We start from the raw sequence: 14232 nt of genomic DNA on the forward strand, positions 1-14232 counted from the left end.
GAAGACCTATTGCACGGCTCCTGCATTGGCGGCGAGGCCGTGGCGTCCGTTTCTGTATGGCGTATTCTCACGCTGGTGACCGATTCACCCGACTTCTAAAATCAGTGTGAGTCGTGCTGTGGGACCAAGTGGTCAGGAGGTCACGGGCATTGGCACTCGGTAGGGGTTCAGGCCCACCGATCTGGTTGCTTGCAACGCGCGCCCTGTGGCGGCGCGCGCGGCGGCGCGTTCGCAGCGGCCCCACCGGGCGGTGGCGCTTCATGGGCGGTACGCCGGAGCGCGTGCTGATTGCGCCTCCCGATCTCAGGCTGGCCGATAGCCAGATCGCCAACGAAATCTATCATGGGCGGTTTCCGCTGGCGGGCCATCTGGTGGACATGGGCGGCGATTCGCCGTTCCAGCTCGAGGTTGCCGACCTGGCCTGGCTGAATTCGCTGCACGGTTTCCGCTGGCTGCGCCATATGCGCCAGGCCGGAACCGAACTGGCGTCGTCGAACGCGCGGGCGCTGGTCAGCGACTGGCTGAGCGTGCACGGCCGCCAGATTTCGGGCATCGCCTGGGACCCGGCAATTGTCGCGAGACGGGTGATAGCGTGGCTGCAGCATTCGACGGTAGTGCTGCAAGGCGCGGACCTCACCTTCTACCGCTCCTATCTGCGTTCGCTGGCTGTACAGATACGCTATCTGCGCGCCATGGCGCCGGACATGCTCGACGGCGAGGAGCGGCTGCGCGCCCGCGCGGCACTCGCCTTCGCCGCACTGTCGCTGCCGGTATCGAATTCGGCCCTGCGTAACGCGACCAACCACCTCTCCGCGGAACTGGAAAGGCAGATCCTTCCGGATGGGGGCCACGTATCGCGCAATCCTATGGCGGTGCTGGAGCTGCTGGCGGATCTCTTGCCGCTGCGGCAGACCTACGCCAATCAGGCAGAAGCGCCGCCAGTTGCGCTGATCGCGGCGGTGGAGCGCATGCTGCCGGCGCTACGCTTCTTCCGCCATCAGGACGGTACGCTGGCGTTGTTCAACGGCATGGGGTCGACGATACAGGATCGCGTGTCGGCGCTGCTTCATCACGACGATACCGGCGGTGCGCCGCTGCTTAACGCCACCCATTCAGGTTATCAGCGGCTTTCCATGGGGGGCACGGTCGTTCTTGCCGATACGGGAACCGCCCCGCAGTCCGACATCTCGCATCAGGCGCATGCGGGCTGCCTTTCCTTCGAAATGTCGTCCGGGCGGCACCGCTTCATTGTCAATTGCGGCGTCGACAACTACGGCGCCGACGAGTTCCGTATGCTGGCCCGCGCGACAGCCGCCCATTCCACCGCGACGCTCAACGATACGTCGTCGGCACGCTTCACCACCTCCGGGCGACTGGCCGATCTTGTCGGAACGCCGCTCACCGGAGGGCCTCAGCGTGTACCGGTGAAACGCACCGACGCTGGCGGGATCGAAGGCTTCATTGCCAGTCACGACGGTTATGTGCCGCGTTTCGGTATCGTGCATGAGCGCGAGATGGCCTTGTCGGGCAACGGCAATATCCTGGAAGGAACCGACAGGTTCTACCGCTCGGGCGGCAGGCCGGCACTCGATGACGGCCGCGACCTCGTGGCCGTGCGGTTTCATATCCATCCGGGTATCGGCCTTTTCCTCGATCCTTCCGAGCGTCTTGTTCTCAAGGGCGCACCCTCGGATGTGTGGATATTCACATGCGATGCGGTGGACCCGCAGGTGGAGGAATCGATCTTCTTCGCCGGCGCCGGCGGACCGCAGAAAAGCCGGCAGATCGTACTCTCCTTCAAGGCCTCGCAGATCGGCGAGATCAACTGGCGCTTCACTCGCACCGAACTGATCGGCTGACCCGCGACGCCGCGCCGGCTTGCATTCGCACAACGCTATGCTAACTCGCCCGCGTCTGTTTCCCGGGAGAATCTGCGATATGGCCGTTGCCGCCAAGAACATCACGCCGCCCGACCGTGTGCCGCTGGCACGCGCCCTGCTCTCGGTGTCCGACAAAACGGGACTGACCGAGCTCGCTGCGGCACTGGCAAAGCGGGGCGTCGAACTCGTATCGACCGGCGGGACGGCGAAAGCGATTGCGGCTGCGGGCATTGCGGTCCGCGATGTTTCGGAGCTGACCGGCTTTCCCGAAATCATGGATGGCCGCGTGAAGACACTGCACCCTTCCGTGCATGGCGGGCTGCTTGCAATTCGCGACGATAACGAACATGCGGCGGCGCTTGCCGAGCACGGTATAGGCCCGATCGATCTGGCAGTGATCAATCTCTACCCGTTCGAGGCGGTGCGTGACGCCGGTGGCTCTTACGCCGAGACAGTGGAAAACATCGACATCGGCGGGCCCGCCATGCTGCGCGCCGCGGCGAAGAACCACGCCTATGTGGCGGCGGTCACCGATCCCTCCGATTACGATGCACTGCTGGCCGAACTCGACGCCAACGATGGCGCGCTCGGCTATCGCTTCCGGCAGGAGATGGCGGCAAAGACCTTTGCCCGCGTTGCCGCTTATGACGCCGCGATTTCCGGCTGGTTCGCAGCAGCACTCGAAATCGCCGAGCCCGCATATCGCGGCTTCGGAGGCAAGCTCGCCACGTCCATGCGCTACGGCGAGAATCCGCACCAGAAGGCCGGCTTTTATGCCGGCGGTCCTGTGCGCGCGGGCGTTGCAACGGCGCGGCAGGTGCAGGGCAAGCAGCTTTCCTACAACAACATCAACGACACGGACGCAGCCTATGAGCTCGTTGCCGAGTTCGACCGGGCGCGCGGTCCGGCCGTTGCAATCATCAAACACGCCAATCCCTGCGGTGTGGCCGAGGGTGCGACGCTCACCGAGGCTTACCGCAAGGCGCTTCTGTGCGATCAGACCTCGGCATTTGGAGGCATCGTTGCGCTCAACCAGACGCTCGATGCCGTTACCGCTGCCGAGATCGTCAAGGTGTTCACGGAGGTCATCATCGCGCCTGACGCGAGCGAAGAAGCGCTGGCGATCATTGGCGCCAAGGCCAATCTGCGTCTGCTTCTGGCCGGTTCCTTGCCCGACCCGCGTGGGCCCGGCACTATGGTGAAAAGCGTCGCCGGCGGGCTGCTCGTCCAGGGCCGCGACAATGCTGTGGTCGACGATCTCGATCTGAAGGTCGTGACCCGGCGTGCCCCCAGCGATGCCGAGATGGCCGATCTGCGCTTTGCCTTCCGGGTGGCAAAGCATGTGAAGTCGAATGCGATCGTCTATGCGAAAGGCGGTGCAACCGTCGGCATCGGCGCCGGCCAGATGAGCCGTGTGGATTCCTCACGCATCGCTGCCCGCAAGGCGCAGGACGCGGCAGAGGCCGCCGGCTTGACGGAAACGCTTGCGATCGGGTCGGTCGTTGCCTCGGATGCCTTCTTTCCGTTCGCGGACGGGCTGCTTGCCGCAGCCGAGGCGGGTGCGACGGCTGTCATCCAGCCGGGCGGTTCGATGCGTGACGACGAGGTGATCGCCGCCGCCGACGAAGCCGGACTGGCGATGGTGTTCACCGGCGTGCGGCACTTCCGGCATTAACGCTGGTGATCAAGTTGCCTGCGCTTCCTTGTGCCGGCTTGTCACCCAGGGCAGCAGTATGAGGCCGATCAGGAACAGGGCGACCACCGGCGTGACGCCGAGGCGTTGCGCGTCCTGTGTCGTCAGGCCGAAAGCTTCAGAGGCGAAATAGGCTGTGACGATTGCGATCGAGAACGGTCCGATGAAGGTCGTTGCTTTGCCCGACAAGGCGTAGAGGCCGAAGGCCTCCGTCACCCGGTCGCGGTCCACCTGATCGATCAGCAGCGTGCGCGATGCGGCTTGCAGAGAACCGCCCGCGGCGCCGATCAGCGCGCCGGCAACATAAAAGACGATGTCGGGCAGGTTCGATGTTTCGCCGGGGGCCGCAACCGAGACGAACAACACCTCCGTCTTGGTGGTCGAAATCACCAGGATGCAGCAGAAGGCAAGCAGGGTGGTGGTTGTCGCGACAACCGCCTTCGGGCCAAATCGCTGGTCGGCGCGGCCGCCGAGCCAGGCACCGATGGCGCCGGTGATGTTGGCCAGAATGCCGAAAATGCCGATCTGGATGATCGACCAGCCAAGCACGCCGGCGGCATAGATGCCGCCGAAGGCATAAAGTGCATTGAGCGCATCGCGGTAGAACATGCTGGAGATCAGAAAGCTGAAGTAGCTGCGCTCCGAGGGCAGGCTGCGCAACGTCCTGCCGAGGCGCGAAAGGCCCTGGCGGACCGCACCTGCCTGCGACACCCGCCGAACCACGTCGGGCGTGAAGAGGAACATCGGGATGACGAAAAGAGCATACCAGACGGCGGTGTAGGGACCGGCGGCGCGGTCGCCCTCGTGTGTGGCCGGGTCGAGGCCGAATATCGGCGTGAGCCCAAGCAATGTCTTGCCGCTTTCGGGCGACGCCGAAAACAGGCCGAGCACGATCACCAGCGAGACGAGACCGCCGAGATAACCCAATGCCCAGGCCGAACCGGAAAGCCGCCCGAGCTGCGAGCGCGGCACAAGGTCGGCCATCATGGCGTTGTTGAAGACGGCCGCGAACTCCATGCCGAACACTGCAAGCGCAATGACCAGCAGCATCCATGTCAGGTTTTCCATGCCGGGCGTGGCGTACCAGAGCATGGCGCAGGCAACGATGCCGATCAGCGAGAAGACAAGGATCCATGGTTTGCGCGGACCGGTGGCGTCGGCGATGGCCCCCAGCACCGGCGAGGACAACGCAATGGCAAGTCCGCCGATGCCGGTGGCATATCCCCACATCGATTGCCCGGTCGCGGCGTCGGGGGCGACCGACGCGGCGAAGTAGGGTGCAAAAACAAAGGTGATGATCAGCGTGTGGAACGGCTGCTGTGCCCAATCGAACAGCATCCAGCCCCAGATGCCGCGCCGGGTCGCGGGTTTCACGGCCTCGTTGTCCATCACCCCTCCGCTGCCTCCCCGGACGAAGCCGGAAGAGCGCAAGTTTATTACCCCGCGAGGTCGGCCATCAAACCGGCTGCCACCGAGAGCCGCGAGACAGTGATCTCCCCGCTTTCGGTCAGGGCCAGAAGCCGTTCCCTCGTTCGCGAAACCCGTTCGCCCCCCGCATCGATCCAGGAGGCCACGGCGGTCCCGTCCTTTGCGCCCGCCCGCAGCGCCGAAACGGCAATGCCGCGGCGGGCGGTTGCGATCATGTCACTTGCGCGCGCCAGCGCAAGCCCGTCGTAATAGTCGGCGGCCTGAATGTTGCGCGCGGCATCCTCGACGCGGCCTATGCGGAAAGCCTCGGTCACCTCGAAGAAGGCTTTCGCGGCAGCTGTGAGCTGAACCTTGGCCCGGCTGGCAACGAGTGCGATGTCCGGCACAAGTTCGCCGATGCCGAGCAGCGCCAGCTTGCGGGCCAGTTCCTCGGGCGCGCCAGCTTCGACAAAACCCCGCTCGCGGTCGGCAAGGCGCTGGCGCATATATTCGGGCAGCTTGGAAATCATCACCGGTTCCAGTGCCGCCCGTGCTTCGCGCAGGGTGGCGACGCGGGCGCCGATGGGCTGGCCGTCGGCTTCGTTCTTCAGGAACCAGGCAGATGCGGCGTGTACCAGGCGCCCGACCTGCTGATAGAGGCCAAGCTGCGCATCGCCATCGATCTTTGCGTCGAGCAGGTCGATGGAGCGATAGATGTCCGGCAACTCGAAACCGTCGCGCACGACCGCAAATGCCGCAACCACCTCCGGTGCGGTGCGCCCGGTCAAATCCTGCAGCCGGCTGATAAAGGTCGGCCCCCCACGGTTTACCGTGTCGTTGCCGAGCTCGGTGGCGATGATCTCGCGACGCAGCCGATGCGTGCGTATTTCGCCTTCGTATTTCTTTGCCATCCTGTCGGGGAAATATCCGACGAGATCGGTCTGGAAATGCGGGTCGTCCGGTACGTGGCTTGCAAGGATATCGTCGAAGAGAACGATCTTGGCATAGGCAAGCAACACGCCGAGTTCGGCTCGGGTTAGCGGTTCGCCGAGCGACTGGCGCTCGGCCAGCGCTTCGGCGCCGGGCAGGTCTTCCACCTCGCGGTCGAGGAGGCCGCGCGATTCCAGCGATGCCATCAGCCGCGCCTGCTGGCCGATATCGGCGACGCCGCGCCGCGCGGCCAGCGATAGGGCAAGCGTCTGCTGGTAGTTGTTGGCGAGCACCAGCGAGGCCACCTCGTCCGTCATCGCCGCCAGCAGCTTGTTACGGGCCGGACGCTCCAGCTTGTCGGCGCGCATGGCCGCGGCGAGCGCGATCTTGATGTTGACCTCGACGTCGGAGGAGTTGACGCCGGCAGAGTTGTCGATGGCGTCCGAATTGCAGCGGCCCCCATGCAGGCCATATTCGATACGGGCCTTTTGGGTGAAGCCGAGATTGGCGCCTTCGCCGACGACCTTCGCGCGCACCTGTTTCGCGGTGACGCGGATCGTGTCGTTGGCCCGGTCGCCGACCTCCTGATTGCTTTCGCCGGAAGCGCGTACATATGTGCCGATGCCGCCGAACCACATCAGGTCCGCCTGCGCTTTCAGAATGGCGTTCATAATCTCGACGGGCGAGGCGGTCGTTTTCGCAAGTCCAATCGCTTCTGCCGCGGCCTTGGAAAGGTCGATTGACTTCTGCCCGCGGGAGACGATGACGCCGCCTTTCGACATTTTCGCCTTGTCGTAGTCCTGCCAGCTCGAGCGGCCCATCTCGAAGAGCCGCTTGCGCTCGGCAAAGCTCGCCGCCGGATCCGGATCGGGGTCGATGAAAATGTCGCGATGGTCGAAGGCGGCGATCAGCCTGATCTGTTCCGACAGGAGCATGCCGTTGCCGAACACATCGCCCGACATGTCGCCGACACCGACCACCGTAAAGGGTTCGGTCTGGATGTCGCGGTTCATTTCGCGGAAATGGCGTTTCACCGCCTCCCATGCGCCGCGCGCGGTGATGCCCATTTTCTTGTGGTCGTAGCCGGCCGAGCCGCCGGAGGCGAAGGCGTCGTCGAGCCAGAAATCGCTGGCCTGGCTGATGCCGTTGGCGGTGTCTGAGAATGTGGCCGTGCCCTTGTCTGCGGCGACGACGAAATAAGGATCGTCGCTGTCATGTCGCACGATGTTTTCTGGCGGCACCACCTTGTCTCCATCCAGATTGTCGGTCACCGACAACAGGCTGGAGATGAAGTTGATGTAGGCGTTGCGCCCGGCCTCGAATATCTCGTCGCGACTGCCGCCGGCCGGAAGCTGCTTGGGATAAAATCCGCCCTTGGCGCCCACGGGCACAATAACGGCGTTCTTCACCTGCTGCGCCTTCACCAGCCCCAGCACCTCGGTGCGGTAATCCTGCGCCCGGTCGGACCAGCGCAACCCGCCGCGCGCAACCGGGCCGAAGCGCAGGTGCACGCCTTCGACCTGCGGCCCGTAAACGAAGATTTCGCGCCACGGGCGCGGTTCGGGCAGTCCGGTGAGGGCGCGCGAATCGAGTTTAATCGCCAGCGATACCGGCCTGTCGCCAAATTCCGCATAGTGGTTGGTGCGCAAGGTGGCATCGATCAGGTTGAGGTACCGCCGCAAGATGGTGTCGTCATCGATTGAGGGCACATTGTCGAGCGCGGCAAGAACGAGTTCGGAAATGTCGTCGCCCGCGGCTTTGCGGGCCGGATTGTTGCGGGCATCGAACAGTTCGTAGAGGTCGCGCGCGATCGCAGGATAACGGTTGAGGACCCCGGCGATGAAGTCCTGGCTCTGCGGGATTCCGGCCTGCTGCAAGTAACGGCCATAGGCGCGCAGGATGCGGATCTGGGTCGGGCCGAGCCCGGCACTTTCGCCCAGCGCATTGTAGGCATCGTTGTCGCTGGCGCCGCTCCAGACCGACAGGAACACGGAGGCGAATAGGTCGCCGCAGGTTTCCAGGTCGATCGGCCGGCCGGCAGCACTCTCCAGCTCCATGTCGTGGAGGAAAACGACGCCGGTGCCATGGCCGATGTCGAACGTCCGCTCACTGATGACGCGAAAGCCCATGTTTTCCAGAAGCGGTACGCGTTCCGAAAGCGCAACGGGTGCGCGATGATGGAATATCTTCAGTCCGCAATGAGTGTCCTGCTGCGTAGCATCACGCAGGAACTCGATGGCGACCGGAGCGTCGGCGCCGACCTGTTGCATGCGCCGCGCGTCGTGCAGTGCGATACGTGGCGAAAACGCGTTGCGGTAACTTTGCGGGAACTCCGCCGCCGCAGCTGCCACATCCGCGCCGGCTCCGGTCTCGGCGACCGCTTCGCGAAGACCGTCGTCCCAGGTGCGGACGATTTCGCGCACCGCATCCTCGATCTCGTCGCCGTCAGGCTGCGGGGTCTTGCCGCCGGAGCGGCCTATGATGAAATGCACGCGGGCCAGCGAACCTTCCGGGAAGGCAGGATAATAGGCGGAGAGGCGGCCGTCGAACTTGTCCTTCAGGTAATCGCCGATCTTCACGCGGACGCGCGAATCGTAACGGTCGCGCGGCACGAACACGATCACGGAAACAAAGCGGTCGAACTGGTCGATGCGGTAGAGAACGCGCACCCGCGGGCGCTCGCCGAGCGCCAGGATGCCCTCTGCATGGCGGCGCAGCGTCGGCACGTCGATCTGGAACAGCTCGTCGCGCGGGTAGGATTCCAGGACGTTGATAAGCGCCTTGCCGGAATGGTCGGCAGGGTCGAAACCCGATTTTGCAACCACCTCGCTGGCCTTGGACCGCAGGTAGGGAATGTTCATGACCGAGCGCGTGTAGGCCGTGGAGGTGAACAGCCCGACGATACGCAGTTCGCCCTTGAGCTTGCCCTTCTCGTCAAAGGTCTTGACGCCGAGATAGTCGAGATAGATGCGGCGGTGGACCAGCGAACGCGCATTGGCCTTGGTGACGAGGAGCGGCTCCGGACCATGCAGAAATGCGCGTATTTCGGGCGTCGTGGTCACGGCTTCCGTGCCGCGCCGCAGGACGAGAATATCCGGGTCGGACAGAATACCCAGCCCCGGTTTGTCCGTCCGCTTCAGTTCGCCGGTCTTCTCGCCGCCCTTGTAGACGAATTCGCGCATGCCGAGGAATGTGAAGTTGTTGTCGCGCAGCCACTCGAGGAATGCGATCGCCTCCTCGACCTTCGCCTTTCCAAGCGGCACAGGCGAATAACGGAAATCGGTAATCGACTGGTCGAGGCGCGCAAGCATCGGCTTCCAGTCGGCCACCGCGGCGCGCACCTGCGCGAGGATGTTTCTCAGTCGTCCGGCCAGTGCTTCGGCTTCGGATTCCGAAATGCGCGGAATGTGGACATGGATCAGGCTGACCCGGTCCACGTCGGCCGGGGCCTTTTTGTTCGACGCGTCGCCGACGATGCGGGCCACGCCATTGGCGTCGTGCTTGACCATCAAAACCGGGTGCAGCACCAGGCCCGCCTCGCCGGCCGAATCGTTGATTTCGCCGGTGATGGAATCGAACAGGAACGGCATGTTGTCGTTGATCACCGTCACCGAAGACATCGGGCGCCCGCGCCAGACGATGCCGGGGTTGGCATCGACGGACACGACACTCTCGCCCTGGTGGTGGCTAAGCAGCGCCGCCTGAGCGATTTCGGCAGCGCGCGTCAGGGCATTCTTGTCGTATGATGCGAGATCTTCCTCCGGTGCGCGCGACACGAGAAAACGCAGGAACTCCGAGAGGCCGGCAGGGGGCTGATTTCCCCCCCTCGTTTTCTTGTCGGCGTTCTCAGCGCGGCCGCTGGCACCCATGGCGATTTTCTCCCCCGGCAGGTAGTTTAAAATGCATGGTAACAGATGAAGCCTGTTTGGCGAGCCGGAGAAGGTTCCGGCGCTCACATGTGCGCAGCAATTTTTAAAGAGAGAATGAAGGCCATGACCAAGCGTGTGACTGCACTGGACCTCGAACCGTCGGGAGAGCTGTCGGAGGCGACGCTGGCCTATTTTGCCAAATGCGAGGAGAAGCTGGGGCTGGTGCCCAATGTGCTCAAATCATACGCGTTCGACGAAAAGAAGCTGCGTGCCTTTACCGACATGTACAACGATCTGATGCTCGGCGATTCCGGCCTGTCGAAGCTGGAACGCGAGATGATCGCCGTTGTCGTGTCTTCGGTGAACCACTGCTTCTACTGTCTCGTTGCGCACGGTGCGGCCGTGCGCCAGCTTTCGGGCGACCCCGCGCTCGGCGAGATGATGGTTATGAACTGGCGCGTTGCCGAACTTTCGGAAAAACAGTCGGCGATGCTGGCTTTCGTGGAAAAGCTCACAGAGCAGCCGGCGAAGATGGACGACACCGACCGCGAGGCCCTGCGCAGGGCCGGGTTCAGCGACCGCGACATCTGGGACATCGCATCCGTCGCGGCGTTCTTCAACATGTCGAACCGGGTGGCGGCGGCGGTGGAGATGCAACCCAACCCGGAATATCACGCGCAGGCGCGGTAGGCGGTGCCTGGCGTCAATCCACCAGAGCCGCGGTGCGGGCGCCGGTGACCAGCCGGTAGGCGGCGAGTTCCTCCGCCGACAGGTAATAGAGCCGGCGCGGAGGCGTATCGAGCGCGTGCAGCCAAAGCGCCGGATCAACGCCCATCTCAATCAGGTGGCGGGTGATGCGCGCCGTGGTCAGCTGTGCGTCTGCCATGGCCTGTTCGGGGCCGAGTTCGCGGCTTGTCACCGCATAGAATTGGTGAACGCCGATCGCCGCTTTTTCGGCCACTTTGCGGTTCTTGCCGCCAGCGAGAATGAGCGGGCAGGAGGAAGCGCAGAGCGCACCGTCCTGAACCTCGGCCGAGAGCCCGCGCTCGCGAATGAGTTTCGCCATAAGCATGGCATCGTCGAGTGAACCTCCGGGCGAATCGAGCGAGATCGTGCGCACATATTCGCCGCGTTCGCCGAGCTCGGCTTCAAGCCTGGCAGCCGCGCCGCGGTCGATGCTGCCGACGGCCCGCAGCACGCCATCGGGCAGAAGCGTGAAGCGCATTGCATCGCGCAGATTGTCCGGATTCGCGGTTACGAATTCGCGCGGATCGACCCCCCGCGGCCTGGCGTCTTCGTCACCCTCGATGGCGGGCGGCAGAACCGGAACGGTCACCGCCGTCGCCGAACGTTCCGGCGCCCATAGTCCGCCATTGCGTTCGACGATGTCGCGAAAGTCGAGCGTCAGCACGACAAATGTGCCGAGCAGCATGAAAAAGAATGCCCAGCGCACGAGCCCCGCTTCGTCGCGCGGCGACCTGTCGATTGCTTCGTCACGCAGGCTCATGGGTCGGTCCTCTTGCGGTCAGTGAGGCTGAGCGGGGTCACGTTGGGTGCATCCGAACCTGCTTCGCGCCGGTCCGGCTTTTCGTCTTCCGGAGCGGTGTCGTTGTTGGTCGGTGGGGCCTCTTCCCTGCGCCGCGCCGCAATCGCGGCGTGAACATCAAGAGCACGCAGCATATCGCCGGCGGTGATGAGGTCGGCCTCCGTCAGTTCGTCCTCGTCACGGCGGATCGCGCCATGGACGATCGCCATGATGCCCACCAGCACGGCCGGCATGAGGTCGATGGAGATGGCGCCGGCCCAGCTTGGCAGGAAGCTCGATGCATAAAGCAGCACGGCCTCGGCAGCCGACAGCGGCACGAAACGGCGCTCGGCGACGCGCGGCAGGGCGAGTATCTCGTTCGCGGCGTTGGACAGTGCCTCGGATTGCGCGGCAACGGAGGCCCGCACCCGCGCCATAACAGCGTCCTGACGGCCAGCGAGGTCAGCGGAGCGGCCGTCGGCAACCGGCGCAATAAAGCCCGCCGACAGGTCGGCTGCGGCACGGCTCACGGAAGGCGCGATCGAGGTCTGCTCAAGGGCTGAAATCACGCCGGTCAGTGCGACAGCCTCTTCACCGAACTGGTCGGCGCGGGGCGCAACCGCGCCCGAGCCGGATACAAGTCCGCGCATCGTCGCCAGATGGCCCTGGCCTTCCTCGAACAGCAGCGCAACGGTTTCGCGCGAAGCGGCGATGCTGGCCTCCAGCTCACGCATTTGCGCCGACATCTGGCTGAGCAGCTGGACCACGCTGCCGGAACCCGACGAGCCGGTCAGCGCACCGGATTCCCGTTCTTCCTCGGCCAGCCGGGCAAAACGTTCGGAGGCGCGCTGGATGTCCGGCAGCAGCGATTGCGCCGCTATGGCATTGGAGTTGGCCTGGTCGAGATCGGCCGTGAAACCCTCAATTGTCGTCGCCAGATGCTGTTCCACAGCCGCGGAGCCCGCCAGGGCAGCCGCATTGAGCCAGGATGACATGGCGATGATCATCGCCGATCCGAGAGCCATGACGGCAACGAGCCCCAGGCGGGACGCCAGGTCGCGCACATCGGGCACGAAGCGGATCAGATAGGTCCAGAAGCCATAGATGCCGACCGAGACGGCTGCAGAATAGATTACGGCGGCAAAGAAGATCATGGTCGCGTCGCCGTCGAGCAGGCTGCGCACGCCAAGATAGGTATAGACACCGCTCGCCAGCGCCAGTGTGGCCAGCACGAAGCGGGTCATCGTCTCCAGCGATGCGATCTGGCCGCGCAGACTGCGCGCAGTGCGGGCTTCACTCATGGTTAACGCTTCCTGAACGCCACTCGGCAACGCAAATCCGGCCAAGTCATGGCCGGCATTCGAACTACTTGCAGACCAGCGGCGCTTGCGGAATTTCGCCGTCGGCCAGGCCGTACATGTAGCCGCGGCCTTTCCAGATGTGCGGCGGGCGGTAGCAGTGACGTTTCACGACACGGTAGTCGTTGCCGTGCCGATAGGCCGGCGATTCGCTGCGTTCCTGCTCCATCTCGACGGCGATGTGGCCCATGCCCACGACGATTCGTTTATGTCCGGACGGGCTCAAGATGATGAGATTGCCGAAGGAATCGTCATAGACGCGTTCCTTGGCGTATGTGCCGGCAGCAGCCGGCGTCAGCGCCGCGGCAAGCAATGCCGTTGCAAGCACCAATCCGGTGCAAAATCCACTCATGCGCATGGCGCTTTCCTTCCCGTGAAAGGTGCCGCCCCCTCGGTTGGTCAAATTAACGCATTCTTAACGCTTGTCACCCGGCGCGGAGGGTGCGATCCCCGGGGATCGATGAAAGTGGTTAACCGCGAACGGACACGGCATGAGCCAGAATCCCGAGATCGACATTGCCCAGTTGCGGCTGAACGACGCGCATGATTTCGCGCCGCTGGTTGCGGGTTACGCGCAGGCGCTGAAACGCGGTGCGCCGCGCCGCCCGGACGATTTTTATGCCGAGACGCTGCTGCAGGATCGCGGCATCGAGATCTATGGCGCGCGCATCGACGGCGCGCTGGTGGGCTTTATCATGTTTGCCGACCAGCCGGAGCCGGTGTCGGGAATGCGCTGCGGTGTGGTCGACCATATCTACGTGCATCACGACCACCGCCAGAAGGGAATCGCCAAGGCGCTGGTCGACGTTCTGGCGGATCAGGCAGAAGAGCGCGGCTGGTCGAAGCTGATCCTCAACGCGCCGCGCGTGCCGGAAGACGGCCGCAAACTTTACGAACAGATCGCGGCGCCAGCCGACTGGTCGAGCTACGTGATCCGGTTCGATGGGCGTTAGCCGGCAACCCTCCCCGGCCGCCGCAGTGCTTGATCTCGATGGCGCTTTGCGCCTAGCGTCCGCGTTATGACGATTTCAGCCGGGCGCGCGTTACGCGCATTTGTGTCGAGTATTGCCTGCGCTGCTGCGTTCGCGGCGGCGGGCTGCACCGGCAGCGGGACAGCGCAGCAGGTAGCGAATTCGCAGCCGCGGGTCGCAACCTACCGATGCGGCGAAGCCGGCGACATCCGAGTCACCAATACCGGTGCCGTGGTTATTGTCAGCGCAGCCGAAGGCGTTTCGGAAGAAACGGGCGAGCCTGAGGTCGCGCGTTACGAGCTGGTTGCAGCGCCGCCCAATCAGCGCAGCCGCTACGGCGCGGAGGGGTTGGCGCTGGTGCTCGAGGGTCGCGAGGCGCTGTGGATGAAAGCCGGCCGAGCGCCACTCGACTGCACGCGCTGAGCCGCTTTCGCCGCTTCCTTTCGACCTCAATCGATTGAAGTTCGCCCCTTGCGTGGACGCCGCGCCGTGAACGCCCTAAACAAGCTTAAAGACCTAGCGGTCCGGCTTTGACGCAGTGCAAAAACCGGACTAGAAAACCCGCGGTCCGCAGGATTGCGGGCTCGAATTTTGCCCCG

At 64.2% G+C, this 14232-nt stretch carries 10 protein-coding genes; 5 read left to right on the plus strand and 5 right to left on the minus strand.

The window, feature by feature from the left end:
* Window positions 1-149 precede the first annotated feature (149 nt).
* Both EP165_RS18390 and purH read left to right on the plus strand, forming a co-directional pair.
* A complete protein-coding gene (locus EP165_RS18390) occupies window positions 150-1859 on the plus strand; it encodes a heparinase II/III family protein (protein WP_501981687.1) in 1710 nt (569 codons plus the stop codon).
* Between the two features lie 79 nt (window positions 1860-1938).
* Window positions 1939-3555, plus strand: coding sequence for a bifunctional phosphoribosylaminoimidazolecarboxamide formyltransferase/IMP cyclohydrolase (gene purH, locus EP165_RS18395; protein WP_127524312.1), 1617 nt, complete (start codon window positions 1939-1941; stop codon window positions 3553-3555).
* A 9-nt stretch (window positions 3556-3564) separates the two neighbouring features.
* On the opposite strand, the gene EP165_RS18400 is transcribed toward purH, so the two are convergent.
* Together EP165_RS18400 and EP165_RS18405 are read right to left on the minus strand one after the other, a co-directional pair.
* Window positions 3565-4962 carry an MFS transporter gene (locus EP165_RS18400; protein ID WP_127524313.1) on the minus strand — a complete coding sequence of 466 codons (1398 nt, stop codon included), beginning with the start codon at window positions 4960-4962 and terminating at the stop codon, window positions 3565-3567.
* Between the two features lie 47 nt (window positions 4963-5009).
* Window positions 5010-9779 (minus strand): NAD-glutamate dehydrogenase, encoded by a 4770-nt coding sequence (locus tag EP165_RS18405; protein ID WP_127524314.1) that lies wholly within the window; start codon window positions 9777-9779, stop codon window positions 5010-5012.
* A 123-nt stretch (window positions 9780-9902) separates the two neighbouring features.
* On the opposite strand from EP165_RS18405, the gene EP165_RS18410 reads away from it, so the two are divergent.
* On the plus strand, window positions 9903-10469 hold the full coding sequence (locus tag EP165_RS18410; protein ID WP_127524315.1) for a peroxidase-related enzyme: 567 nt from the start codon (window positions 9903-9905) through the stop codon (window positions 10467-10469).
* A gap of 13 nt (window positions 10470-10482) precedes the next feature.
* Here EP165_RS18410 and EP165_RS18415 read toward each other — a convergent pair whose 3' ends face one another.
* The 3 genes from EP165_RS18415 to EP165_RS18425 all read right to left on the minus strand — a co-directional run bounded on the left by EP165_RS18415 (window position 10483) and on the right by EP165_RS18425 (window position 13014).
* Window positions 10483-11286 (minus strand): COG3904 family protein, encoded by an 804-nt coding sequence (locus EP165_RS18415; RefSeq protein ID WP_127524316.1) that lies wholly within the window; start codon window positions 11284-11286, stop codon window positions 10483-10485.
* Window positions 11283-12605: a hypothetical protein gene (locus EP165_RS18420; RefSeq protein WP_127524317.1), complete on the minus strand. Its 1323-nt coding sequence runs from the start codon at window positions 12603-12605 to the stop codon at window positions 11283-11285. Before EP165_RS18420 ends, EP165_RS18415 begins: the two co-directional genes overlap by 4 nt.
* A gap of 64 nt (window positions 12606-12669) precedes the next feature.
* Entirely contained in the window at window positions 12670-13014 is a 345-nt protein-coding gene (locus EP165_RS18425; protein ID WP_127524318.1) for a hypothetical protein, read from the minus strand.
* A gap of 139 nt (window positions 13015-13153) precedes the next feature.
* On the opposite strand from EP165_RS18425, the gene EP165_RS18430 reads away from it, so the two are divergent.
* Window positions 13154-13615 (plus strand): GNAT family N-acetyltransferase, encoded by a 462-nt coding sequence (locus EP165_RS18430; protein WP_127524319.1) that lies wholly within the window; start codon window positions 13154-13156, stop codon window positions 13613-13615.
* A 66-nt stretch (window positions 13616-13681) separates the two neighbouring features.
* Window positions 13682-14056: a hypothetical protein gene (locus EP165_RS18435; protein ID WP_127524320.1), complete on the plus strand. Its 375-nt coding sequence runs from the start codon at window positions 13682-13684 to the stop codon at window positions 14054-14056.
* Window positions 14057-14232: the final 176 nt, after the last annotated feature.

The sequence above is a fragment of the Mesorhizobium sp. Z1-4 genome (assembly GCF_004000235.1).
Lineage (GTDB): Bacteria > Pseudomonadota > Alphaproteobacteria > Rhizobiales > Rhizobiaceae > RCIO01.

Bases quoted from the DNA above. Each gene is read 5' to 3' on its own strand.
- EP165_RS18410 (WP_127524315.1), top strand. From the start codon at position 9,903: ATGACCAAGCGTGTGACTGCACTGGACCTCGAACCGTCGGGAGAGCTG.
- EP165_RS18415 (WP_127524316.1), bottom strand. From the start codon at position 11,286: ATGAGCCTGCGTGACGAAGCAATCGACAGGTCGCCGCGCGACGAAGCG.
- EP165_RS18435 (WP_127524320.1), top strand. From the start codon at position 13,682: ATGACGATTTCAGCCGGGCGCGCGTTACGCGCATTTGTGTCGAGTATT.
- EP165_RS18400 (WP_127524313.1), bottom strand. From the start codon at position 4,962: ATGGACAACGAGGCCGTGAAACCCGCGACCCGGCGCGGCATCTGGGGC.
- EP165_RS18425 (WP_127524318.1), bottom strand. From the start codon at position 13,014: ATGAGTGGATTTTGCACCGGATTGGTGCTTGCAACGGCATTGCTTGCC.
- purH (WP_127524312.1), top strand. From the start codon at position 1,939: ATGGCCGTTGCCGCCAAGAACATCACGCCGCCCGACCGTGTGCCGCTG.
- EP165_RS18430 (WP_127524319.1), top strand. From the start codon at position 13,154: ATGAGCCAGAATCCCGAGATCGACATTGCCCAGTTGCGGCTGAACGAC.
- EP165_RS18405 (WP_127524314.1), bottom strand. From the start codon at position 9,779: ATGGGTGCCAGCGGCCGCGCTGAGAACGCCGACAAGAAAACGAGGGGG.
- EP165_RS18420 (WP_127524317.1), bottom strand. From the start codon at position 12,605: ATGAGTGAAGCCCGCACTGCGCGCAGTCTGCGCGGCCAGATCGCATCG.